This window comes from Pseudoduganella rhizocola (genome assembly GCF_045984285.3).
GTDB lineage: Bacteria > Pseudomonadota > Gammaproteobacteria > Burkholderiales > Burkholderiaceae_D > Rugamonas.
The window spans coordinates 20,992-43,637 of record NZ_JBJQIK030000005.1 but is presented as its reverse complement, the minus strand read 5'-3'; the positions used below and the strand labels follow the sequence as shown (position 1 = coordinate 43,637).

At 64.8% G+C, this 22,646-nt stretch carries 18 protein-coding genes; 16 read left to right on the top strand and 2 right to left on the bottom strand.

Annotated elements, in window-relative coordinates; all coding sequences use genetic code 11:
* Positions 1-981 (bottom strand): SrkA family protein kinase, encoded by a 981-nt coding sequence (locus ACJRPG_RS13135; protein ID WP_408000542.1) that lies wholly within the window; start codon positions 979-981, stop codon positions 1-3.
* Positions 982-1,056: 75 nt separating this feature from the next.
* Between ACJRPG_RS13135 and ACJRPG_RS13130 the strand changes: the two genes are divergently transcribed.
* From ACJRPG_RS13130 to ACJRPG_RS13115, 4 genes are all read left to right on the top strand, one after another.
* Positions 1,057-1,752, top strand: a complete 696-nt coding sequence (locus ACJRPG_RS13130; protein WP_408000541.1) for a UPF0149 family protein — start codon at positions 1,057-1,059, stop codon at positions 1,750-1,752.
* Between the two features lie 119 nt (positions 1,753-1,871).
* On the top strand, positions 1,872-3,194 hold the full coding sequence (locus ACJRPG_RS13125) for an Nramp family divalent metal transporter (RefSeq protein ID WP_408000540.1): 1,323 nt from the start codon (positions 1,872-1,874) through the stop codon (positions 3,192-3,194).
* 186 nt (positions 3,195-3,380) lie between these two features.
* The gene (locus ACJRPG_RS13120; RefSeq protein WP_408000539.1) at positions 3,381-5,273 is read left to right on the top strand and encodes a DUF1800 domain-containing protein; all 1,893 of its coding nucleotides are present in this window, start codon (positions 3,381-3,383) and stop codon (positions 5,271-5,273) included.
* 14 nt (positions 5,274-5,287) lie between these two features.
* Positions 5,288-6,661, top strand: a complete 1,374-nt coding sequence (locus tag ACJRPG_RS13115) for a DUF1501 domain-containing protein (protein ID WP_408000538.1) — start codon at positions 5,288-5,290, stop codon at positions 6,659-6,661.
* Between the two features lie 16 nt (positions 6,662-6,677).
* Here ACJRPG_RS13115 and orn read toward each other — a convergent pair whose 3' ends face one another.
* Complete coding sequence (orn, locus tag ACJRPG_RS13110) at positions 6,678-7,262, bottom strand: oligoribonuclease (protein ID WP_408000537.1); 585 nt, start codon at positions 7,260-7,262, stop codon at positions 6,678-6,680.
* A 47-nt stretch (positions 7,263-7,309) separates the two neighbouring features.
* On the opposite strand from orn, the gene ACJRPG_RS13105 reads away from it, so the two are divergent.
* From ACJRPG_RS13105 to cheB, 12 genes are all read left to right on the top strand, one after another.
* Entirely contained in the window at positions 7,310-8,581 is a 1,272-nt protein-coding gene (locus ACJRPG_RS13105) for a M48 family metallopeptidase (protein WP_408000536.1), read from the top strand.
* Positions 8,578-8,910, top strand: coding sequence for a 4a-hydroxytetrahydrobiopterin dehydratase (locus ACJRPG_RS13100; RefSeq protein ID WP_408000535.1), 333 nt, complete (start codon positions 8,578-8,580; stop codon positions 8,908-8,910). Before ACJRPG_RS13105 ends, ACJRPG_RS13100 begins: the two co-directional genes overlap by 4 nt.
* Entirely contained in the window at positions 8,907-9,806 is a 900-nt protein-coding gene (gene rsgA, locus ACJRPG_RS13095; protein ID WP_408000534.1) for a ribosome small subunit-dependent GTPase A, read from the top strand. The genes ACJRPG_RS13100 and rsgA overlap by 4 nt, the downstream gene beginning before the upstream one ends.
* A 30-nt stretch (positions 9,807-9,836) precedes the next feature.
* Complete coding sequence (locus tag ACJRPG_RS13090) at positions 9,837-12,653, top strand: ATP-binding protein (protein WP_408000533.1); 2,817 nt, start codon at positions 9,837-9,839, stop codon at positions 12,651-12,653.
* Between the two features lie 60 nt (positions 12,654-12,713).
* The gene (gene argF / locus ACJRPG_RS13085; RefSeq protein ID WP_408000532.1) at positions 12,714-13,643 is read left to right on the top strand and encodes an ornithine carbamoyltransferase; all 930 of its coding nucleotides are present in this window, start codon (positions 12,714-12,716) and stop codon (positions 13,641-13,643) included.
* Between the two features lie 26 nt (positions 13,644-13,669).
* The gene (locus ACJRPG_RS13080; protein WP_408000531.1) at positions 13,670-14,902 is read left to right on the top strand and encodes an argininosuccinate synthase; all 1,233 of its coding nucleotides are present in this window, start codon (positions 13,670-13,672) and stop codon (positions 14,900-14,902) included.
* A 132-nt stretch (positions 14,903-15,034) separates the two neighbouring features.
* On the top strand, positions 15,035-16,849 hold the full coding sequence (locus ACJRPG_RS13075; RefSeq protein WP_408000530.1) for a methyl-accepting chemotaxis protein: 1,815 nt from the start codon (positions 15,035-15,037) through the stop codon (positions 16,847-16,849).
* Between the two features lie 7 nt (positions 16,850-16,856).
* The gene (locus ACJRPG_RS13070) at positions 16,857-17,315 is read left to right on the top strand and encodes a chemotaxis protein CheW (protein WP_408000529.1); all 459 of its coding nucleotides are present in this window, start codon (positions 16,857-16,859) and stop codon (positions 17,313-17,315) included.
* Complete coding sequence (locus ACJRPG_RS13065; RefSeq protein ID WP_408000528.1) at positions 17,312-18,580, top strand: CheR family methyltransferase; 1,269 nt, start codon at positions 17,312-17,314, stop codon at positions 18,578-18,580. Before ACJRPG_RS13070 ends, ACJRPG_RS13065 begins: the two co-directional genes overlap by 4 nt.
* A 14-nt stretch (positions 18,581-18,594) precedes the next feature.
* A complete protein-coding gene (locus tag ACJRPG_RS13060) occupies positions 18,595-19,275 on the top strand; it encodes a chemotaxis protein CheW (RefSeq protein WP_408000527.1) in 681 nt (226 codons plus the stop codon).
* Entirely contained in the window at positions 19,272-21,608 is a 2,337-nt protein-coding gene (locus ACJRPG_RS13055; protein ID WP_408000526.1) for a hybrid sensor histidine kinase/response regulator, read from the top strand. The genes ACJRPG_RS13060 and ACJRPG_RS13055 overlap by 4 nt, the downstream gene beginning before the upstream one ends.
* The gene (cheB, locus tag ACJRPG_RS13050; RefSeq protein WP_408000525.1) at positions 21,605-22,630 is read left to right on the top strand and encodes a chemotaxis-specific protein-glutamate methyltransferase CheB; all 1,026 of its coding nucleotides are present in this window, start codon (positions 21,605-21,607) and stop codon (positions 22,628-22,630) included. Before ACJRPG_RS13055 ends, cheB begins: the two co-directional genes overlap by 4 nt.
* Positions 22,631-22,646 lie beyond the last annotated feature (16 nt).

The following is a 22,646-nucleotide window of genomic DNA, read 5'->3' as shown; positions in this document are numbered from 1 at the left end:
TTAGACGGGCCAGAGCGGCGCTTCGTCCATCAGCGCCACCTGCTCGCGCAGCTCCAGGATGCGGTCCTGCCAGTAGCGCTGGGTGTTGAACCAGGGGAAAGCCGCCGGGAAGGCGGGATCGTCCCAGCGGCGCGCCAGCCAGGCGGAATAGTGGATCAGGCGCAGGGTGCGCAAGGCTTCCACCAGATAGAGCTGGCGCGGCTCGAATTCGCAGAAATCCTCATAGCCGGCCAGGATGTCGGACAGCTGGCGCACCATGTCGCTGCGCTCGCCGGACAGCATCATCCACAGGTCCTGGATGGCGGGGCCCATGCGGGCGTCGTCGAAATCCACGAAATGGGGGCCGGCGTCGGTCCACAGCACATTGCCGCCATGGCAATCGCCATGCAGGCGGATCTGCGGCAGCTCCCCTGCCCGCTCGTAGCAGCGCAGCACGCCGTCCAGCGCCTGCTGGGCCACGCTGGCATAGGTTGCTCGCAGTTCGTCGGGAATGAAGCCGTTTGCCAGCAGATAGTCGCGCGGCTCGGCGCCGAAGGTCTGCGGGTCGAGGGCAGGACGTTCCAGGAAAGGTTTGGCGGCGCCCACGGCGTGGATGCGGCCGATGAAGCGGCCGGTCCATTCGAGCACGGCCGGGTCTTCCAGTTCGGGCGCGCGGCCGCCATGGCGCGGGAATACCGCGAAACGGAAGCCGTCGAAGCTGTGCAGGGTGCTGCCCTGGATGCGCGTGGCGGCGACTACGGGGATTTCCTGCGCCTGCAGCTCCTCCACGAAGGCGTGCTCTTCGAGGATGGCGGCGTCGCTCCAGCGTTCGGGGCGGTAGAACTTTACGACCAGGGGCTGGGCGTCCTCGATTCCCACCTGATAGACGCGGTTCTCGTAGCTGTTCAGGGCCAGCAGGCGGCCGTCGCCATAGAGGCCAATGCTGGCCAGGGCGTCGAGCACGCAATCGGGGCCAAGGCGGGAAAAGGGATGAATAGTCATAAAGCCATTGTAAACGGTGCATCGCGGGGTCCGGAAGCGTATACTGTCGCCTTCATTCAAAGAACAGAGCACATCATGCAACTCGACCAGCCCCTGACCGAAAAAGAATTCGACGAACTCGACCAGTTCCTGCTGGGCGACCGCAGCCCCGAAGACTCGATGACCATGGACCACCTGCATGGCTACCTGACCGCCATCGCCATCGGCCCGGAAACCATCATGCCCGCGGAATGGCTGCCGCGCGTCTGGGGGCCGGACGGCAAGCAGGCGCCGAAATGGAAAAACGGCAAGGAAGAGGAACGTATCCTGAACCTCATCATGCGTTTCATGAACGAGGTGCTGGTGACGTTCGAAGTGGCGCCGAAGGAATTCGAGCCGCTGTTCGTGGAGCACGAGCATGAAGGCCAGACGCTGATCGACGCGGAAGCCTGGTGCTGGGGCTTCTGGGAAGGCATGGAGCTGCGCGAGGGCTCGTGGGACGAGATCTGGGATTCCGAAATTGGCGAGCTGATGCGCCCGATCTACCTGCTGGGCGCCGACGAAATCGAAGAAAGCGAGCTGCCGGAAGTGGAAGACCCGGTCAAGGCGCACAAGCTGGCCCAGGAACTGGAAGCCAACCTGCCCGCCATCCACAAGTTCTGGGTGCCGCGCCGCAAGGCTGCAGTGGGCACCGTGAAACGCGAAGAGCCTAAGGTCGGCCGCAACGATGACTGCCCTTGCGGCAGCGGCAAGAAATACAAGAAGTGCCACGGCGCCGAGTCCGCTGAATAAAGCTCAGTTCGTGTCCACATTGGGGTCTGACCCCAAGGTGGACGGGACGGCCGCCGGCGGGCTCAGCAGTAGGGCTTTTGGTGGAGTAGCGGCGGGCTGGGGCGGCGGTAAAATGCCTTATGTTCAAGCTGCCGACTACCGCCACCGCGCCCTTCTGCCCTTCCGAAGTTGCCGGCACCGTCCTGGTGCCGGAATCCGATCCTTTCTTTAAGAAGCTGCTGCGCTTTGCCGGGCCGGGCCTGCTCGTGTCCGTGGGGTATATGGATCCGGGCAACTGGGCCACCGCCATCCAGGGCGGCTCGCAGTTCGGCTACAGCCTGCTGTTCGTGGTGGTGCTGTCCAGCCTGGCTGCGATTGCGCTGCAGTGCCTGAGCATGCGGCTGGGCATCGTTACCGGCAAGGACCTGGCCGTGCATTGCCGGGAGCAGTATCCGCCTGCCGTCAGCCGCGCGTTGTGGGTGTTCGCCGAACTTTCCATCATTGCCTGCGACCTTGCCGAGGTGCTCGGCTGCGCGCTGGCTTTCAACCTGCTGCTGGGCGTTTCGCTGCCGACCGGCGTGGCGCTGACGGCCCTCGATACCGTCATCGTGCTCGGCCTCAAGGGCAAGGGATTCCGCCAGCTGGAAGCAATTGTGCTGGGCCTGGTCATTACGATCGGCGTCTGCCTGTTCTCGGAACTGGTACTGATCAAGCCGGACTGGGCGGCCGTGATGGCGGGCGTGGTGCCCTCGATCCAGGCCGTGGCCAGCCGCGAACCGCTGTACCTGGCCATCGGCATCCTCGGCGCCACCGTCATGCCGCATAACCTTTACCTGCATTCGTCCGTGGTGCAGACCCGCGTGGTGCGGCGCGACCAGCGCACGCTGACGGAGGCCATTACCCTGTCCCGCATCGATACCGTGGTATCGCTGCTGATCGCGCTGTTCATCAACGGCTCCATCCTGGTGCTGGCCGCAGCCGCCTTCCATAAGCCGGGCGGCGGCGAGGTGATGGATATCGACCAGGCCTACTACCTGCTCGCGCCCATTGCCGGCACCACGCTGGCTGCCATCCTGTTCGGCCTGGCCCTGCTTGCATCCGGCCAGAGCTCCACCTTTACCGGCACCATCGCCGGCCAGGTGATCATGGAAGGCTTCCTCAAGCTGAAGATTCCCTGCTGGCAGCGCCGCCTGCTCACGCGCGCGCTGGCCCTCGGCCCGGCCATGGCCGGCGTGCTGACGCTGGGCGACCATGCCATCGGCCGCATGCTGGTGATGAGCCAGGTGGTGCTCAGCCTGCAGCTGCCGTTCGCCATGTACCCGCTGATCCGCCTCACTTCGCGCGGCGATCTCATGGGCACGTTTGCCAACCGCTGGTGGACAAATGTCCTCGTGTGGTTTTTGTTCGCCCTCATCTCCTCGGCCAATATATGGCTTGTGTCCCAGACAATATTTGTCAGCTGAAATCGCCCGACAGTTCAGTAACAGCCGGTTGACAAATTTGGCAGGTATTTCCATACGGAAACTGACAAAATTTGTCCGTCAGTTTGCGGCGCCCCTCGGTTTTTCGTGGTTCCCGAAGCAGGCACGGTTATTGCCACAAGGCAATGACGTAGCCCTCAGGCTGCATCATAGAAAAAGGGGAAATACATGAAAAATCAATACCATGCGTTCGCGCTGGCCTGTGCCTTGAGCGTTTCAAGCTCGGCGTGGGCAGTGACCGCATCCGTTGAAACCACCGCGAAGAACGGCACTGTCGTGCTCGGCAAGACTGTCTGGCTGTCCGGAAAAGTCGATGGAAAAGGCATTTACATGGACTTCAGCGTCAACGGCATCGCTGGCGGCAACGCTACTTTTGGTACCGTGAATTCGCAGAACGGCGAATATAAGGCGCCTGCCGTCATGCCGGCGAATCCGGTCATCACCATCACCGGCAAGACCAGCAAATGGGCCACGGTCGCGGCCAGCGCCAGCACCAATCTCACCTTGATTGCAGCCTCGGCACCGGCGCCAAATCCAACGCCAACGCCGACACCTCAGCCAACTCCCACGCCGACGCCGACGCCGAGCCCGACTCCCACTCCGACGCCGGCCCCAGGCGGCATCGGCCAGCAGCCGGCCGTCGACGCCGCCACCGTTGCGGCGGCGCGCTTCTTGCAGCAGGCCACCTTCGGCCCAACGCCTGCCGATATCGCTTCCGTCAAACAGACCGGTCAGGCAGCCTGGCTCACGCAGCAGTTCAACATGCCTGCCAGCGCCATGCCGGTCACGACCGACATGAACGCGCTGCGCAGCAACTGGTACAAGAACATGGCCGGCGGCCCGGACCAGCTGCGCCAGCGCGTCATCTTCGCCCTGTCGCAGATCTTCGTGGTCTCGGCCGACAAGAACCCGTATGCGAACGAGATGCAGCCCTGGCTCACCACGCTGCAGAACCACGCCTTCGGCAACTACTACAACCTGCTGCGTGAAATGACGCTCAATCCCTCGATGGGCAAATACCTCGACATGGGCAACAGCATCACTCCCGCGCCGAACGAAAACTATGCGCGGGAAGTGATGCAGCTGTTCACCATCGGCCCCGTGATGCTGAACCAGGACGGCAGCGTGCAGACCGACCGCAATGGCGATCCGGTGCCGAGCTATAACCAGCAGACCATCGGCGAAATGGCCCGTGCCCTGAGCGGCTGGACCTACAACGGCAGCGGCGCCGGCATCAACTGGGAGAGTTTCACAGGTCCCCTGCTGCCGCGCGACGCCTACCACGATAAGGGCGCGAAAACGCTGCTGCAAGGCGTGATGCTGCCTGCCGGCCAGACCGCCCAGCAGGACTTCGACGCGGTGATGCAGAACCTGTTCCATCACCCGAACCTGCCGCCCTTCATCGCCACCCGCCTGATCCGCGCGCTTGTCACCAGCAACCCCAGCCCCGCCTACATCGAACGCGTGGCGAACGTGTTTGCGAACGGCCCTGCGGGCCGCGGCGACATGAAGGCCACCATCACCGCCGTGCTCACCGATCCGGAAGCGCGCACCGACCAGCCGACGGATAGCTCCGGCAAGCTGAAAGACCCCATCCTGCAAAGCCTGTCGCTGGTGCGCGCCGCCGGCGGCGCCGTCATCAACCCGGCCAACCTGTTCTGGGAATACTCCCTGCTGGGCGAAGAGCTGCTGCGTTCCCCGAGCGTGTTCAGCTTCTTCTCGCCGCTCACGCCGCTGCCTGAAAACCCGGGCAAGTTCGGGCCGGAGTTCCAGCTGTACGCACCAAGCCTGGCGATTGCCCGCGCCAACTTCATGTACCGCTTCTTCAACGGTGAATTCAACGGCATGATCAAGGTGGACATCACGCCTTACGTGAACGTTGCGGGCGATCCCACCGCCCTGCTGAACCTCGTGGATGCGACGCTGCTGCAAGGCCGCATGAGCGCAACGGCACGCCAGGCCATCGGCGCCAGCCTGCTCGCCACCACCGACAACAAGCAGCGCGCCATCACCGCGCTGTACCTGACCGCCATCACCGCGGACTTCACCGTTCAGCAGTAAGAGAGGACACCATCATGACCAAACATCCAATGTCCCGCCGTTCCTTCCTCAGCGCCGGCACCGGCATGCTGGGCGCCCTGTCCGCACTGGGCCTGCTGGGCGCACCGCGCAATGCGCAGGCCGCCGTGTCCGACTACAAGGCGCTGGTCTGCGTCTATCTGTTCGGCGGCAATGACGGCAACAATATGATCGTGCCGCTGGATGCAGCGCACTACAGCCGCTATACCGCCCTGCGCGGCAGCAACGGCCTCGCACTGTCGCAGCAGGCCAATACCCTGCTGGCCACGCGCAGCGCCACGCTGAAGGCCGTCGCCAATCCGGTGGAGCAGCCATTCGCTTTCCACTACGGCATGCCGGAAATCGACGCCCTGTACGCGCAAGGCAAAGTGGCGGCCCTGCTGAACGTGGGGAGCCTGAACCAGCCCATGACCAAGGCGCAGTACCAGTCCGGCGTGGGCGTGCCTTCGCAGCTGTTTTCGCATCCGGACCAGAACCTGCAGAACCAGGCCGGAACGCCCGCCGTTGCGGGCACGGGCTGGGGCGGCCGCCTGGTGGACGCGCTCGGCGTGGAAGGCCACCTGAACGCCATCTCGGTCGGCGCGAATGGCCTGTTCGTTGAAGGTTCGGCGGTGCACGGCAACCTGGTGCCCGCCAACGGCCAGCTGGACCTGCAGGGGATGAACTTCTGGCCGCAGCAGCAGGCCGACACGCGCCGCGCGGCGCTGATGCAGATCCTGAACGCCAGCAATCCTAACGTGGTGAACACGGCCGCCAACAAGGCGCTGTTGAACGGCATGCAGCTGGCGCAGGACCTGAAGGCCGCCAACGCGGGCACGCCGCTCACCACGGCCTTCCCCGGCTATGGCCTGGCGCAGCAGCTGAAAACGGTGGCGCAGCTGATCCGCCTGCGCTCGCAGCAGGGGCCGGGACGCCAGGTGTTCTTCGTTTCGCAGGGCGGCTTCGATACGCACGGCGGGCAGTCATGGCAGCAGTTCGACATGCTGCGCCAGGTGTCGCAGTCCGTTGCAGCCTTCCAGAACGCGCTGAACGAGATCCGCGCGGAAGACCTGGTGACAACCTTCACCATGTCCGACTTCGGCCGAACCTTGCAGCCGAACAGCGGCGGCACCGACCACGCCTGGGGCAATCACCAGCTGATCATCGGCGGTGCGGTGCAAGGCGGCCTGTATGGCGCCTTCCCGGACTTCGCCGCGGGCAGCAAGGACGATGCCACCGGCCGCGGCGTATGGATTCCGCAGTTCTCCAACCAGCAGTACGGCGCCACGCTCGGCAAATGGTTCGGCGCCGAGATCGATGTGCTGGAGAGCCAGGTGTTCAAGAATGAATTGAGCCGCTTCCCCGTGAAGGACCTGGGCTTCATGGCCTGAACTGAATCGCTGGTGCTTACAGCTTGATGAAGTGCTCACGGTAGTACTTGAGTTCTTCGATGGACTCGATGATATCGGCCAGTGCGGTGTGTTTCTGCTGCTTCTTGAAACCGGCCACCATGGCCGGATTCCAGCGCTTGCCCAGTTCCTTCAGCGTGGACACGTCCACGTTCCGGTAATGGAAGAAGGCTTCCAGCTTCGGCATGTAGCGCACCATGAAGCGGCGGTCCTGGCCGATGGTGTTGCCGCACATCGGCGATTTCCCGTTCGGCACCCATTGCTTCATGAAGGCGATCAGCTCGGCCTCGGCCTGCTCTTCGGTGATGGTGGAGGCTTTCACGCGGTCGATCAGGCCGGAACGGCCGTGCGTGCCCTTGTTCCAGGCGTCCATCGCATCCAGCGTGGCGTCGGACTGGTGAATGGCCAGCACCGGGCCTTCCGCCAGCACGTTCAGGTGCATGTCCGTGACCACCATTGCAACTTCAATAATACGGTCGGTATCCGGCTCCAGGCCGGTCATTTCCATGTCCACCCACACCAGGTTCATCTCGTTCGGGCGCGGCGCAGGCGTGCCGGCGGGATTTTCGTTCGTCTGTGACATAATTCTCTCTTGGCAGAATCAATCCGCCATTTTCTCACAGGCCCAGCATGTATTCACACGCGTTTTCGATTTTGTTTGTATCCTTCCTGGTGCTCACCCTCGCGGTGCGCTTCTGGCTGGCCTCGCGCCATATCCGCCACGTACTCAGGCACCGCAGCGCCGTGCCGGCTGAATTCGCGGCCACCATTCCGCTGGCGGCCCACCAGAAGGCGGCAGACTACACCATTGCACGCACCAAGTTCGGCATGTTCAATATGCTGGTCAATGCCGCCGTGCTGATCGGCTTCACGCTGCTGGGCGGCCTGCAGTGGCTGTCGGTACAGGTATTCAACGCCACGGGCGGCGGCATGCTGTACCAGCTTGGCCTGGTGGTGGCCTTCGCCGCCGTCTCCGGCATCATCGATGTGCCGCTCGATTACTACCGCCAGTTCCGCCTCGAAGAGCGCTTCGGCTTCAACAAGATGAGCAAGGGCCTGTTCGTGGCCGATATGGCCAAGGGCGTCCTGCTGGCCGCCATGATCGGCTTGCCGCTGGTGTGGGTGGTGCTGTGGCTGATGGATAAGAGCGGCGACCTGTGGTGGCTGTACGCGTGGTTCGTGTGGAGCGGCTTCCAGCTGCTGATGATGGTGCTGTTCCCCACCGTGATCGCGCCCATGTTCAACAAGTTCACGCCGCTGGAAGACGCTTCGCTGAAGGCCCGCATCGAAGGCCTGATGCAGCGCGTGGGCTTCGCCTCGAAAGGCCTGTTCGTGATGGACGGCTCGAAGCGCAGCGCCCATGGCAACGCCTACTTCTCCGGCTTCGGCGCCAACAAGCGCATCGTGTTCTTCGATACCCTGCTGTCGCGCCTTGCGCCGCAGGAAATCGAAGCGGTGCTGGCGCATGAACTGGGCCACTTCAAGCTGAAACACATCATCAAGCGCATTGCCATGATGTTCGCGATTTCGCTGGGCTTCCTGGCGCTGCTGGGCTACCTGAAAACCCAGGTCTGGTTCTACACCGGCCTGGGCGTATCGCCCATCATCGTGCCGGGCCAGAGCAACGACGCGCTCGCGCTGATCCTGTTCATGCTGGTGCTGCCGGTGTTTACCTTCCTGTTCGGCCCATTGACCTCCCTCAGCTCGCGCAAGCACGAGTTCGAGGCCGATGCCTTCGCCGCCAAGCACACCAATGCCAACGACCTGGTGACGGCGCTGGTCAAGATGTACGAGGACAATGCGTCCACCCTGACGCCCGATCCATTGCACTCGGCCTTCTACGACTCGCATCCGCCGGCCAGCGTGCGCATCCGCCAGCTCAACCTGGCCAATGCTGTATGATCGCCAGCGCATCCGGCCTGCGCGCCCTGCACTGCACGGGCAAAGTGGCGCCGCTGGACGGCGCCGAAGCGGCAGCCCTGCTGGCATTGCTGGACGGCTGGCAGCTCGATGGCGCGCGCATCGTGCGCAGCTTCGGCTTCAGCAACTACTATGAGACCATGGCCTTCGTGAACGCGCTGGCCTATATCGCCCACGCCGAAGACCACCATCCGGAACTGGTCATCGGCTACAAAACCTGCGAGGTGCGCTACGACACGCACTCCGTGAAAGGACTCTCCCTGAACGACTTTATCTGCGCGGCGAAAATCGACGCGCTGCCGCGTCCATGAAACAGGCCGGCACCATCATCGCGGCGCACGGCCGCCACTACCTGGCCGATGCCGATGGCAAGCGCCTGCAATGCGTCACGCGCGGCAAGAAGACCAATGTGGCGGTGGGCGACATCGTCGACCTCACGCTGACCTCCGCCGACCAGGCGGTGATCGACCGCATCCAGGACCGCAAGACCCTGCTCTACCGCTCGGACCAGTACAAGTCCAAGCTGCTGGCGGCCAATGTCACGCAGCTGTTCATCGTGGTCGCCACCGAGCCTAGCTTCTCGGACGACCTGGTGTCGCGCGCCCTGGTCGCCGCCGAAGCGGCCGGCATCGAAGCACGCCTGATCCTGAACAAGGTGGACGTGACGGATGCGCTGGAGCGCGCCCGCGAGCGGCTCAAGGTCTATTCGGCCATGGGCTACCCGGTGCATGAGGTCTCGGCCAAATCGCAGCCGGAAGCCACGGTAGCCACGCTGGCGCCGCTGATGGAAGGCCAGTCCACCATCCTGATCGGCCAGTCCGGCATGGGCAAGTCTTCGCTGATCAACCTGCTGGTGCCGGATGCCGACATCGCCACCCGCGAAATTTCGGAAGCGCTGGACACCGGCAAGCACACCACCACCTTCACCCGCCTCTATCACCTTGGGGAGAGCGGGAGCGAGAACGCTAGCGTGATCGACTCGCCCGGCTTCCAGGAATTCGGCCTGTACCACCTGAGCGAAGGCATGCTGGAACGGGCCTTCCGCGATTTCGCGCCTTATCTGGGCGGTTGCAAATTCTATAATTGCCGCCACCTGAGCGAGCCGCAATGCGCTATTCTTGATGCCGTCGAGCAAGGCAAGATTGCACGCATGCGGCACACCCTGTACGGACAATTACTGCACGAATCGGCACAAACGCTGTACTGACCATCCATATTCAAGGGCCGGCACATGGAGATGTTTGTTACCGATGACGACGTTGCCCACTGGGAGCTGGCCCTGCTCCCGCTGCGCGGCGTGGCGCGCCTGCCGGTGCTGATTCCGCTGGCCTGGCACCTGCGCCAGCGCGACAGCGTACGCGCGGCCGCCCTGGCCGAAGAAGCGCTGGCCCTGCTGCCCTATGCCGGCCTGGAACCCGAAACCCGCAGCGCCACCACCGCCCGCCTGCAGCTGGCCCAGGCCGAAATCCTGTGGGTTTCCGGCGAACTGGATGCCGCCGAAGCCCTCGCCAACGAGGCGTTCGAGGTGCTGTGCGGCCTGCAGGACCATACCGGCTGCGCCGACGCGCACTGGCTGCGCGGCTGGATCGCCGTGGACCGCGGCCGCCATGAGGAGCGCGACCAGGAGCTGGCGCTGTGCGCCGAAGCGGCACGCCGCGGCGGCGACGAAGTGCGCGCCCTGACCGCGGAAGCCGTGATGGCCCGCTGGGCCGTGCTGCGCGAGCTGCACAGCGCCCGCGAACGCTGGAGCGGCCACTTCGACGCCATCGATCCGCCGCCCGGCCTCGCCGCCTGGATCAACGACTTCCATGCCATGGCCGCCAGCCAGTCCAGCGATTTCGGCACCTCGGCCAGCCTGTATATCCAGTCGCACGAATGCGCGCTGCAGACCGGCCAGCTGCGCTGCGCCATCATCGCCGCAACCAACACGGGCGAAAAATTCAGCCACCTGAACGACCACCACGCCGCGCTGGAATGGATGCAGAGCGGCCTCGAACTGGCGCGCCGCACGGGCTGGCCGCGCAATATCGGCGCCTGCCTGGTGCACACGGCGGACACCATGCGCCGCCTGGGCCGCCTGGATGCGGCCGATGAACTGCTGCGCGAAGGCCTGGCCATCCTTGGCCGCTTCGAGCATGCGCGGGTGTACGGCATTGCGCTGCAATACACGGGCGACCTGTGCCTGGAACGCCAGGATTATGCCGGTGCGCTGGAGGCCTTCCAGCTGCTGGCAGGGCGCGCCGAGGCGCTGCGCCAGGCCGACTTCCAGATGGTGGCACGGCGCGGCCAGGCGCACGCGCTGTGCTTCCTGGACCGCCCTACCGAAGCGCTGGCCATGGCGCACCAGGCGGTGGAACTCTCGCTCAGCCACCGCAACGTCTATAACCACATCGCCGCCCTGCGCGTGCTGGCCCTGATCCACCGCATGCATCCGCTGCGCGCGCCGGACGGCATGACGGAACTGAACGCCAGCCTGCACTATCTGCACCGCGCGCTGGACCTGGTGAGCACCATCGACGGCTACACGGTGCCGGGCGACCTGTATGAGACGCTGGCGGCGGAATATGCACGGCTGGGCGACTACAAGCAGGCCTACGAGATGGCGCAGGCGGCCAGCAAGGCGCTCGAAAAGACCCATAGCCTGGAAGCCACCAGCCGCGCCATTGCGATGCAGGTGCACCAGAAAACCGAGCAGGCCCGCGCCGAAGGCGCCCACCACCGCGAACTCGCCATGGCCGAAGCGCGCCGCGCCGAAGTGCTCGCGCAATCGAGTGCGATGCTGGAGCGCCTGTCGGCCATCGGCCAGGAAATCACCACCCACCTCGATGCGGGCGCGGTCTACGAGGTGCTGAACCGCCATGTGCACGAGCTGCTGTCGGCAAACACCTTCTCGATCTACCTGATCGACGGCGCGCGCCTGAGCCGCGCCTACGGCGTGGAAGGCGGCCTGCCGCTGCCGAAGAACACGGTGCCGCTGGACCATCCCCAGGCCTGGAGCGCGCGCTGCGTGCGCGAGCGGCGCGAAGTCTATGTGGACAACGCCTCCTTCGAACGTTCGGTGATGGTCACGCCCGGCACCAGCCCGAGCGTGAGCGCCCTCTTCGTGCCGCTGCTGCTGGGCGAGCGCGTGCTGGGCGTGATGACGGTGCAGGCCATGCACGCAGGCGCTTATGGCGAGCGTGAACGCCTGATCTTCCGCACCCTGTGCGCCTACGGCGCCATCGCCCTCGACAACGCCAACGCCTACCGCCAGCTGCAGGAAGCGCAGTCGCAGCTGGTGTCGCAGGAAAAGCTGGCCGCGCTGGGTGCGCTGATGGCGGGCGTGGCGCATGAACTGAACACGCCGATCGGCAACAGCCTGCTGATCGCCAGCACGCTGGAACAGAAAACCAATGAGCTGGAACAGCAGCTCAACGGCCCCGGCCTGCGCCGTTCCGAGCTGGCGGGCTTTATTGCCGATGCGCGCAAGGCCAGCGAACTGGTGATGCGCGGCCTGCACAGCGCGGCCGACCTGGTGAGCAGCTTCAAGCAGGTGGCCGTGGACCGTACCACGGAGCAGCGCCGCCTGTTCAACCTGCAGCAGGTGACGCATGAAATCGTGGCCACCATGATGAACCGCATCCGCGCCGCCGGCCACCGCATCGAATACGAGGTGCCGGATGCCGTAGGCATGGACAGCTACCCCGGCCCCTTCGGCCAGGTGGTGACGAACCTGATCAACAACGCCCTGCTGCATGCCTTCGACCAGCGCGAAGGCGGCAATATGCGCCTGACCGCCCAGCTGCTGGTGGAAGGCCGGGTGCTGGTTGCCTTCAGCGACGACGGCGGCGGCATCGCGCCGGAAAACCTGGGCCGCATCTTCGACCCCTTCTTCACCACCAAGCTGGGCCAGGGCGGCAGCGGGCTTGGCCTGTCGATCAGCTACAACATCGTCACCACGCTGCTGGGCGGCCAGATCAGCGTAGTCAGCAGCAAGGGCGGCACCACCTTCACCCTCGACCTGCCGCTGGTGGCGCCGCACCAGGATCCGGCCCGGCCCGCGACAATCTACTAGCCCAGTCGCCAGGCGGTTTGCGCCATGTATAATGGTTTGCTAAGCCAGAAAGTTGTCTATATGTCTTCCACTTCCAAACCGATCAAGCACTACCTGCAGTTTTCCGATTTCACGCTGGATGAATACGAATACGTGATCGAGCGCGCCAAGGTTATCAAGCGCAAGTTCAAGAACTATGAGATCTACCATCCGCTGATCGACCGCACCCTGGTAATGGTGTTCGAGAAGAACTCCACCCGCACCCGCCTGTCCTTCGAGGCCGGCATGCACCAGCTGGGCGGCGCCGCCATCTACCTGAACACCCGCGATTCCCAGCTGGGACGCGGCGAGCCGGTGGAAGACGCCGGCCAGGTGATGTCCCGCATGTGCGACATCATCATGGTGCGCACCTTCGGCCAGGACATCATCGAGCGTTTCGCCGCCCATTCGCGCGTGCCGGTGATTAACGGCCTGACCAACGAACACCATCCCTGCCAGGTGTTCGCCGACATCTTCACCTACTACGAGCACCGCGGCTCCATCCGCGGCAAGACCGTGGCCTGGGTGGGCGACGCCAACAACATGCTGTATTCCTGGCTGCAGGCGGCCGAAGTGTTCGGCTTCCATGTCAACGTGTCCACGCCCAAGGGCTACGACATGGACATGTCGCTGGTCAGCACCAACCGCTTCACCCTGTTCGACAACCCGTCGGACGCATGCGAGGGCGCGCACCTCGTCAACACCGACGTCTGGACCAGCATGGGCTACGAGCAGGAAAACGCCGCCCGCCTGAAAGCCTTCGATGGCTGGATCGTGGACAGCGCCAAGATGGCCCGCGCCCATCCGGACGCCCTGTTCATGCACTGCCTGCCCGCGCACCGCGGCGAAGAAGTGTCGGCCGAAGTGATCGACGGCCCGCAATCGGTGGTGTGGGATGAAGCCGAGAACCGCCTGCATATCCAGAAGGCGCTGATCGAGTACCTGCTGCTGGGCCGCATCGACACCAAATAACAAATCAACCTGAAACGAGAATCACCATGAGCGATATCAAAAAAGTCGTCCTCGCCTACTCGGGCGGCCTGGACACCTCCGTCATCCTGAAATGGCTGCAGGATAACTACAACTGCGAAATCGTCACCTTCACCGCCGACCTGGGCCAGGGCGAAGAACTGGAACCGGCGCGCGCCAAGGCGCTGAAATTCGGCATCAAGCCCGAGAACATCTTCATCGACGACGTGCGCGAAGAGTTCGTGCGCGACTTCGTGTTCCCCATGTTCCGCGCCAACACCGTGTACGAAGGCGAATACCTGCTGGGCACCTCGATCGCGCGTCCGCTGATCGCCAAGCGCCTGATCGAGATCGCCAACCAGACCGGCGCCGACGCCATCTCGCACGGCGCCACCGGCAAGGGCAACGACCAGGTGCGTTTCGAGCTGGGCGCCTATGCGCTGAAGCCGGGCGTGAAAGTGATCGCCCCATGGCGTGAATGGGACCTGCTGTCGCGCGAAAAACTGCTGAAGTACGCGGAAGACGCAGGCATCGCCATCGACATGAAGCACAAGAACGGCGGCGCGCCGTATTCGATGGACGCCAATCTGCTGCACATCTCCTTCGAAGGCCGCCACCTGGAAAACCCGAGCGCGGAAGCCGAGGAATCGATGTGGCGCTGGACCGTGAGCCCGGAAGCGGCGCCGGACCAGGCGGAATACCTGGACCTGGAATACGAAAAAGGCGACATCGTGGCCCTGAACGGCAAGCGCATGTCCGCCGCCGAAGTGCTGACGGAGCTGAACCGCCTGGGCGGCAAGCACGGCATCGGCCGCCTGGACCTGGTGGAGAACCGCTATGTGGGCATGAAGTCGCGCGGCTGCTATGAAACGCCGGGCGGCACCATCATGCTGAAGGGCCACCGCGCCATCGAATCCATCACCCTGGACCGCGAAGTGGCCCACCTGAAGGACGACCTGATGCCGCGCTACGCCTCGCTGATTTACAACGGCTACTGGTGGAGCCCTGAGCGCGTGGCGCTGCAGACCCTGATCGACCACACCCAGCAGAACGTAAACGGCTGGGTGCGCGTGAAGCTCTACAAAGGCAATGTGATCGTCGTCTCGCGCGATTCGAAGACCGATTCCCTGTTCGACCAGACCATCGCCACCTTCGACGAAGACGGCGGCGCCTACAACCAGGCCGACGCGGGCGGCTTCATCAAGCTGAATGCCCTGCGCATGCGCATCGCGGCGAATGCCCGCCTGAAGCGCGGCCAGTAAGCTCGCAAGATGCAAGCAAAGCCGCCCTCGGGCGGCTTTTTCTTTTTGCCACACCCGCACGCGAGCCCCTCGCCTCCGGACCGGCAAAATGTTACATTCCCAACATACGAACTCGTCCGCAGCGGAGACCCGATGATCCAGAACCTGAGCATCAAGAACAAACTGTATGCCGGCTTCGGCGCCATCCTCGCCATCATTCTTGTTTTGCTGCTCGTCGCCTACAATAATTTCAGCAGCCTGTCGGCAGCGAATGGCTGGGACAAGCACACCATGCAGGTGCTGCTGGCCATCGACAAGGTCAACAACAGCCTGCTCAGCGTACAGACCGAAGCGCGCGGCTACTACCTGACCGGCAGCGAAACGCGGCTGAAGAGCATTCAGGAAGAAATGGCAGGTCTCCAGCCTGCAATCGCGGAGCTGAAAAAGCTCACGGCCGACAATCCAGTTCAGGTGGAGCGCCTGCGCCGCCTCGACGTCCTCGTCGCGTCCTGGGTGAAGGACGTCATCGAGTCCCAGGTCACGCAGCGCCAGCAGCTGGGCAACGCCCCCGGCGCTGCCGATACCATCGGGCGCGGTCCGCAGCTGTCGCAGGGCAGCCCCGCCATGGCCGCCATCAAGCGCGTGCTGGAGGAGGCAACGGCACAGGAAGAAGCGCTGCTGAACGAGCGCGCGCAAACCGCCGCCAGCCTGCAGCAGAACATGCGCATGGTGCTGACGCTGGGCGGCATCGCCTGCGTGGTGCTGTCGCTCTTCATCGTGGTGGCGCTGACGCGCGCCATCAGCACGCCGCTGAACAACCTGACCAGCGCCGTCGGCCGCCTGGCCGCCGGCGAACAGGGCGCACGCGCCACCGTGGTTTCCGGGGACGAACTGGGCCAGGTGACGGAAGAGTTCAACCGCATGGCGCAGACCATCCAGGACAACCAGCAGCGCGAGCAGGCCGCCACCAATGACCTGCGCGCGAAAGTCGACGAACTGCTGGGCGTGGTGTCGCGCGCCGCATCCGGCGACCTGACGGGCAAAGTCACGATCACCGGCAGCGATGCCATCGGCCAGCTGGGCAACGGCCTGGCACGCATGTTCGACAACCTGCGCGTGCTGCTGACCAATGTGCAGAAGGCCGGCATCCAGGTCACAACGTCGGCCACGGAAATCGCCGCCTCGGCCAAGCAACAGGAAGCCACCGGCGTGGAACAGGCGCAGACCAGCGTGGAAGTGCTGAGCACCACCAAGGAAATCTCGGCCAATACCTCGCAGCTGCTGAAGACCATGGAGGAAGCCACCTCGGTGGCCGACTACACCACCAGCGCCACCGCCGATGCCCAGAACAACCTGCGCCGCATGGACCAGACCATGCAGAATATGGTGAGCGCCACCGATTCCATCAACGCCAAGCTGGCCGCGCTGTCCGAGAAGGCCAGCAATATCAACAGCGTGCTGACCACCATCACCAAGGTGGCCGACCAGACCAATATCCTGTCGCTGAACGCAGCCATCGAGGCCGAGAAAGCCGGCGAGGCCGGACGCGGCTTCTCCGTGGTGGCGACCGAAATCCGCCGCCTGGCCGACCAGACTTCCGTCTCCACCTGGGATATCGAGCAGATGCTGAAGGAAATGCAGTCCGCCGTTTCGGCCAGCGTGATGGGCATGGACAAGTTCTCCGAAGAGATCCGCCGCAGCGTGGGCGAAGTGCGCCAGGTGACTGACCAGCTGTCGGGCGTCATGGACCAGGTGCAGAAGCTGGCGCCGCAGTTCGACATGGTCCTGCAGGGCATGCAGTCGCAGGCCGTGGGCGCGCAGCAGATCACGGAAACCATGATGCAGCTGAACGATGCCACCCAGCAGACGGTGGAGTCGCTGAAAGCCACTTCCGAGGCCGTGCACCAGCTGCAGTATGCGGCGAGCGACCTGCAATCGAGCGTCGCCACCTTCGCAGTAAACGTATAAAGACATCATGAAGCTGCTGGTTTTCCATATCGGTGACGACCGCTACGGCCTGCGCCTGGCTGCGGTGCGGCGCGTGCTGCCGCTGATGGAACTCAAGCGCATCCCGCTGGCGCCGCCCGCCGTGGCGGGCCTGATGAACTTGCATGGCGACTCCGTGCCCGTGATCGACCTGCCCTGCATCAGCGGCCTGCCGCCGGCGCGCGCCCACTTCGATACGCGCATCGTGCTGGTGGACTACGCGGCGCCCGATGGCGCCGTGCATGCGCTTGGGCTGCTGGCGGAACGCGTGACCGGCATGCAGGACATCGACCCGGCGGCCCTCAGCGCGCCCGGCGTGCGCGCCGCTCCCTTCCTCGGCGACGTGGCAGGCGATGCGCATGGCATGGTGCAGCTGGTGGAACTGGACCAGCTGCTGCCCGAGTCCTTGCGCGCCCTGCTGTTCCAGCCGGAGCATGCCCCATCATGACGGCGCAATCGCTGCTGCGCAAAAGCACGGGACTGAACCTGTCGCGCGCCACTGCGGAGCGCGCGGTGCAGCAGCGCATGGCGGCCACCGGCGTTTCGGACCGCGCCGCCTATCTCAGGGATATCACGCCGGAGGAAATGACGGCGCTCACCGAACTGGTGGTGGTGCCCGAATCCTGGCTGTTCCGCGATCCGCAGGCCTTCGTGCTGGCCACGGAATTTGCGCAGGAGCGGCTGGCGTCCGGCGCGCGCCTGGTGCGGGCACTGTGCATTCCCTGCGCCAGCGGCGAAGAGCCATATTCGCTGGCCATGGCCTTCTGCGACGCCGGCATTCCCCTGCCCGCCTTCGCCATCGATGCTGTGGACCTGAGCCCGGCCTGCATCGAACGCGCCGAAACGGGCATCTACGGCCGCAATGCCTTCCGCAGCCAGGACCTGGAATTCCGCGACCGCTATTTCGAAGCGCTGGGAGAGGACTGCTACCGCGTCAACGACATCGTGCGGCGCCGGGTGCGTTTCAGACAAGGCAACCTGCTCAGCGGCGATATCGCGCCGGCACGGCATTACGACATCATTTTCTGCCGCAACCTGCTGATCTATTTCGACAAGCCCACGACGGCGCAAGCCATCGGGCGCCTCTCCTTCATGCTGGCCGATGACGGCATACTGCTGGCCGGCTACGCCGAAGTCCCTTCGATCACACAGCAGGGTTTTGCAGCGCTGCCCTACCGGCAGGCTTTTGCCCTGCGCAAGGAACTGTCGCCGCAGCCGCCCGCCGTAGCGCCCGCCGTGCCACAGCCCGCGCGCCGGCCTGCTGCGCGCCGGCCCGCTACCGCCGCCGCAAGCGTCAGGGCCGCCGCCAGTCCCGCAGTGCCGGCCGCCAGTCCGCGTGTGCGCCCGCCGGTGGCGGTCCAGCCGCCGCCCGCGGCCCCAGCCACGGACGGCCTGCTGGCCAGCGCCCGCACGCTGGCCGACCAGGGCCGGATGAAGGACGCCGATGCCGCCTGCCGCGCCGTCATCGCCCAGGCGCCGGACACCGCCGAGGCTTACTTTATCCTCGGCCTGCTGAACGAAGCTGCCAGCGAGCCGGAACAGGCGCAGGCACAGCTCAAACGCTGCCTCTACCTGCAGCCAGACCATTACGAAGCGCTGTGCCATCTTGCCCTGCTCGCCGAGCGGCAAGGCGACCACGGCATGGCTGCTACGCTGAAAGCGCGCGCTGCGCGCGTCTACCAGCGCCAGACCCGGCACCTGCCCATTAACTGAAAGCCCGGCCGCCCATGTCCACCATTCCCCTTCACGTCGACGAGCAGGCAGGCTGCTGGAGCCGGATCGGCATCGCGGGCGACAAGAGCTGCCCGCTGCTGCAGGAGCATGTCCACTGCCGCAATTGCGATGTGTATGCCGCCTCGGCGCAGCGCAACCTGGACCGCCCGGTCAGCGCGGACTACCAGCGCCAGTGGGCCGAACATTTCCGCGCACCGCAGGAGCGCGATGTCCGGCAGGATTCGTCGGCCGTCGTGTTCCGTATCGGCCGCGAATGGCTCGCATTGCCGACAGCGGTTTTTGTCGAGATTGCGCCAACTGCGCAGCCGCACCGCCTGCCGCACCGCAATGCGCGCGGCCTGCGCGGCATCGTCAATGTCGGCGGCAAGCTGTATCCCTGCATTTCGCTGGCCGAGCTGTTCGGCATCGACGAGCAGGAAGGCGTGGCGCGCAGCAAACGCCACACCTTTGCACGCTTGCTGCTGGTGGAGTGGGAAGGCCAGTCCTACGCCTTGCCTGTTGCAGACTTATGGGGCATCGTGCGCTACGCCGGCAACGAAGTCAAAACACCCGCCGCCACGATCAACAAAGGCCTGCAGCGCTACCTGACAGGGGTGCTACACCATGAGGATATGCAAGTGGGCTGCCTGGATGCGGGCCTGATCGGCCATCAGCTTGCGAGGACGCTGCGATGAGCCAGGACAAGAACGATGACCTGAGCCAGTTCTCCATGCAGGACCTGTTCCGCATGGAGGCTGAATCGCAGGTCCAGATCCTGACCGACGGCCTGCTCGCACTGGAGCGCAGCAGCGATGCTGCGGCAATTGAACCGATGATGCGGGCGGCGCATTCCATCAAGGGCGCGGCCGCGATTGTCGGCCTGGACCTGATCGTGCAGCTTGCGCATGGCACGGAAGATGCGTTCATCTCGGCCCAGCAAGGCAAGCTCAAACTGACGCCGAACCGGGTGGACGTGCTGCTGGCGGGGGTTGACCTGATCCTCCAATGTTCACGCCTGCAGGAAGATGGCGTCGCGCCATGGCTGGCGGAAAACGGCGCGCAGATCAGGAAGGCAATGGACGCCATTCTCGGCATCGCCTTCCTGCCGGAACCGGTGGAGCTGCCGCCCGCCGCTAGCTGGGTCCCCGCCCCGGAGCCGGCCGCGGCGCCGGCGCCAGCCACGCCGCTTGCAGCGGCAGCCGAAAGCGCGGCGCAAACGGCGCTCGCCACCCGCCGCGCCGCCAGCGATACGGCCGCCGCCAACCAGTCCAGCGGCCAGGGCCCGGCACGTGCACTGCCGGCCATGAAGACCGCGCAGAACTACGACCGCCTGCTGTCGCTGGCCAGCGAGGCGCGCATTGCCGCGCACCAGCTGCATCCTTTGATCCAGGGCCTGCAGCGCCATAAACGCAACCAGGCCAGCCTGTTCTCGGCGCTGGAGGACCTGCACGACGCCATCTCGCGCGTCGACGACCCGGTGCTGAAGGAGAAATCGCTGCTGGCCCTGCAGCGCAGCCAGCCCCTGAAGCAGTTCATGCTGGGCCACATCGGCGATGTGGAAACCTTTGAGCGGCGCCAGCTCACGGCCTCGCAGAACCTGGTGGACGAAGTGCTCACGCTGCGCATGCGTCCCTTCCGCGACGGCGTGCAGCACTTCCCGCGCATGGTGCGCGATCTCGCGCGCTCGCTGGGCAAGGACGTGAAGCTGGACATTATCGGCGAAGAGACGCTGGTGGACCGCGACATCCTGTCCCGCATCGAAAGCCCGCTGAACCATATCCTGCGCAACGCCATCGACCATGGCATGGAAAGCGCCGCCACACGCGGGCTGGCCGGCAAGCCCGCCACCGGCACCATCACAATGGAAGCGCGCCACCGTGCGGGCATGCTCAGCATTGAAATCAGCGACGACGGGCGCGGCGTCGATCTCGAAAAAATCCGGCGCACCGTCGCCGAACGCAAGATGGCCAGCGAGGCCATGGCAGCGGCCATGTCCGAAGCCGAGCTGCTGGAGTTCCTGTTCCTGCCTGCCTTCAGCCTGAAGGACGGCATCACCGAAATCTCCGGGCGCGGCGTGGGCCTCGACATCGTGCACGACACCATCCGCCAGCAGAACGGCACGGTGCGCCTCGAATCCGAATTCGGCAAGGGCTTCCGCACCTCCATCACCCTGCCGCTCACGCAGTCCATCGTGCGCGTGCTGGTGGCCGATATCGGCGGCGAAGCCTATGCCCTGCCTATCGTGAAGGTGGAAAGGGTGGTGACGGTGCCGCAGTCGTCCATCCACACGCTGGAGAACAAGCAGTTCTTCGAGATGGGCGGCGAGCATATCGGGCTGGTATCGGCAGCCCAGGCGCTGGAACTGGGCGAAATGCAGCAACAGGAAGAACTGCCTGCCATCGTGATCGGCAGCGGCAGCCGGCGCTACGCTCTGGTGGTGGACCGGATCCGCGGCGAGGAAAGCCTGGCGGTGCAGGCCATCGACCCGGTGTTCGGCAAGATGCGCGACATATCGTCGGCCGCCCTGCTCGATAACGGCGAACCGGTGCTGATCCTGGACGTGCCGGACCTGCTGCTGTCGATCGAAAAGCTGCTGCACGAAGGCAGCCTGGCGCAAATGGCGCGCGCCGGCCTGGCCGGACGGCGTAAGATGAAGCGTATCCTGGTGGTGGACGACTCGCTGACCGTGCGCGAGATGGAACGCAAGCTGCTGCTAAGCCGCGGCTTCGAGGTCGACATCGCCATCGACGGCATCGACGGCTGGAACGTGGTGCGCAGCGGCGACTACGACCTGGTCATCACCGACGTGGACATGCCGCGCATGGACGGCATCGAACTGGTATCCCTCATCAAGAAAGACCTGAATTTGCACAAGCTGCCCGTCATGATCGTCTCCTACAAGGACCGCCCGGAAGACCGGGCGCGCGGGCTGGCCGCAGGCGCCGACTACTACCTGACCAAGGGCAGCTTCCACGACGAGACCCTGCTCGATGCCGTGGCGGACCTGATCGGGGATGCCGCGCGATGAAAATCGGGATTGCCAACGACGTGCCGATGGCAGCCGAAGCGCTGCGCCGCGTGGTGGCGAGCACGCAGGAACACCAGGTGCTGTGGATCGCCCGCACCGGCCAGGAAGCGGTCGACAAGTGCAATGAGCAGCGCCCGGACCTGGTGCTGATGGACCTGAACATGCCGGAGCTGGACGGCGTGGAAGCCACCCGCCGCATCATGGATGAAGCGCCCTGCGCCATCCTGATCGTCACCGGCCGCCCGCAGGACAGCGTGAACCAGGTGTTCCGCGCCCTCGGCGCCGGCGCGCTGGACGTGACCGCCACCCCGATGCTGCAGGGTAAAGCCGACGGCGCCACCGAACTGCTGCACAAGATCCGCACCATGGACAAGCTGATCCGCCACAGCGGCGGCACCCAGTCCCTGCAGCCCAGGGCAAAAGTCCCGCCGCCGCAGCCGCCGGCGCCAAAACTGGACAAGCTGATTGCCATCGGCGCCTCCACCGGGGGGCCGGTGGCCGTGGCAAAGATCCTGGCCGGCTGGCAGCCGCCGCCCGGCTGCGCCGTCGTCGTGGTACAACACATTGACGCCAATTTTGCCGGCCATTTCGCACGCTGGCTGGGCGAGCAGATCCCCCTGCCCGTGCGCGCCATAGAGCACGGCGACATGCTGGAAGCCGGCGTGGTGCTGGTGGCCAAGAGCAACGACCACTTGGTACTAGATGAAAAGTTACAGTTGAGTTACGATCCAAATCCAAAGGACTATGCATACCGGCCCTCGGTCGATGTGTTCTTCCAGTGCGTGGCCAGAGTCTGGGACGGCGATGCCGTCGGCGTGCTGCTGACCGGCATGGGCCGCGACGGCGCCGAAGGCCTGCTGGCCATGCGGCGCGCGGGCAAGCACACGATCGCACAGGACCAGGCCAGCAGTGCCGTCTACGGCATGCCGCGCGCAGCGGCGGAGCTGGATGCAGCGCAGTTCATCCTGCCGCTGGAGAAAATAGGGCCCTACTTGCGCAATATCACTGGAGGGAGAAGCTGACCGCCAGCGCTTGAAC

Coding starts and splice junctions, on each gene's coding strand:
- rsgA (WP_408000534.1), top strand. CDS start 8,907: ATGAAACAGGCCGGCACCATCATCGCGGCGCACGGCCGCCACTACCTG.
- ACJRPG_RS13120 (WP_408000539.1), top strand. CDS start 3,381: ATGAAAAATCAATACCATGCGTTCGCGCTGGCCTGTGCCTTGAGCGTT.
- ACJRPG_RS13125 (WP_408000540.1), top strand. CDS start 1,872: ATGTTCAAGCTGCCGACTACCGCCACCGCGCCCTTCTGCCCTTCCGAA.
- ACJRPG_RS13055 (WP_408000526.1), top strand. CDS start 19,272: ATGAGCCAGGACAAGAACGATGACCTGAGCCAGTTCTCCATGCAGGAC.
- ACJRPG_RS13130 (WP_408000541.1), top strand. CDS start 1,057: ATGCAACTCGACCAGCCCCTGACCGAAAAAGAATTCGACGAACTCGAC.
- ACJRPG_RS13075 (WP_408000530.1), top strand. CDS start 15,035: ATGATCCAGAACCTGAGCATCAAGAACAAACTGTATGCCGGCTTCGGC.
- ACJRPG_RS13115 (WP_408000538.1), top strand. CDS start 5,288: ATGACCAAACATCCAATGTCCCGCCGTTCCTTCCTCAGCGCCGGCACC.
- cheB (WP_408000525.1), top strand. CDS start 21,605: ATGAAAATCGGGATTGCCAACGACGTGCCGATGGCAGCCGAAGCGCTG.
- ACJRPG_RS13070 (WP_408000529.1), top strand. CDS start 16,857: ATGAAGCTGCTGGTTTTCCATATCGGTGACGACCGCTACGGCCTGCGC.
- ACJRPG_RS13060 (WP_408000527.1), top strand. CDS start 18,595: ATGTCCACCATTCCCCTTCACGTCGACGAGCAGGCAGGCTGCTGGAGC.
- ACJRPG_RS13105 (WP_408000536.1), top strand. CDS start 7,310: ATGTATTCACACGCGTTTTCGATTTTGTTTGTATCCTTCCTGGTGCTC.
- argF (WP_408000532.1), top strand. CDS start 12,714: ATGTCTTCCACTTCCAAACCGATCAAGCACTACCTGCAGTTTTCCGAT.
- ACJRPG_RS13100 (WP_408000535.1), top strand. CDS start 8,578: ATGATCGCCAGCGCATCCGGCCTGCGCGCCCTGCACTGCACGGGCAAA.
- ACJRPG_RS13080 (WP_408000531.1), top strand. CDS start 13,670: ATGAGCGATATCAAAAAAGTCGTCCTCGCCTACTCGGGCGGCCTGGAC.
- ACJRPG_RS13065 (WP_408000528.1), top strand. CDS start 17,312: ATGACGGCGCAATCGCTGCTGCGCAAAAGCACGGGACTGAACCTGTCG.
- orn (WP_408000537.1), bottom strand. CDS start 7,262: ATGTCACAGACGAACGAAAATCCCGCCGGCACGCCTGCGCCGCGCCCG.
- ACJRPG_RS13135 (WP_408000542.1), bottom strand. CDS start 981: ATGACTATTCATCCCTTTTCCCGCCTTGGCCCCGATTGCGTGCTCGAC.
- ACJRPG_RS13090 (WP_408000533.1), top strand. CDS start 9,837: ATGTTTGTTACCGATGACGACGTTGCCCACTGGGAGCTGGCCCTGCTC.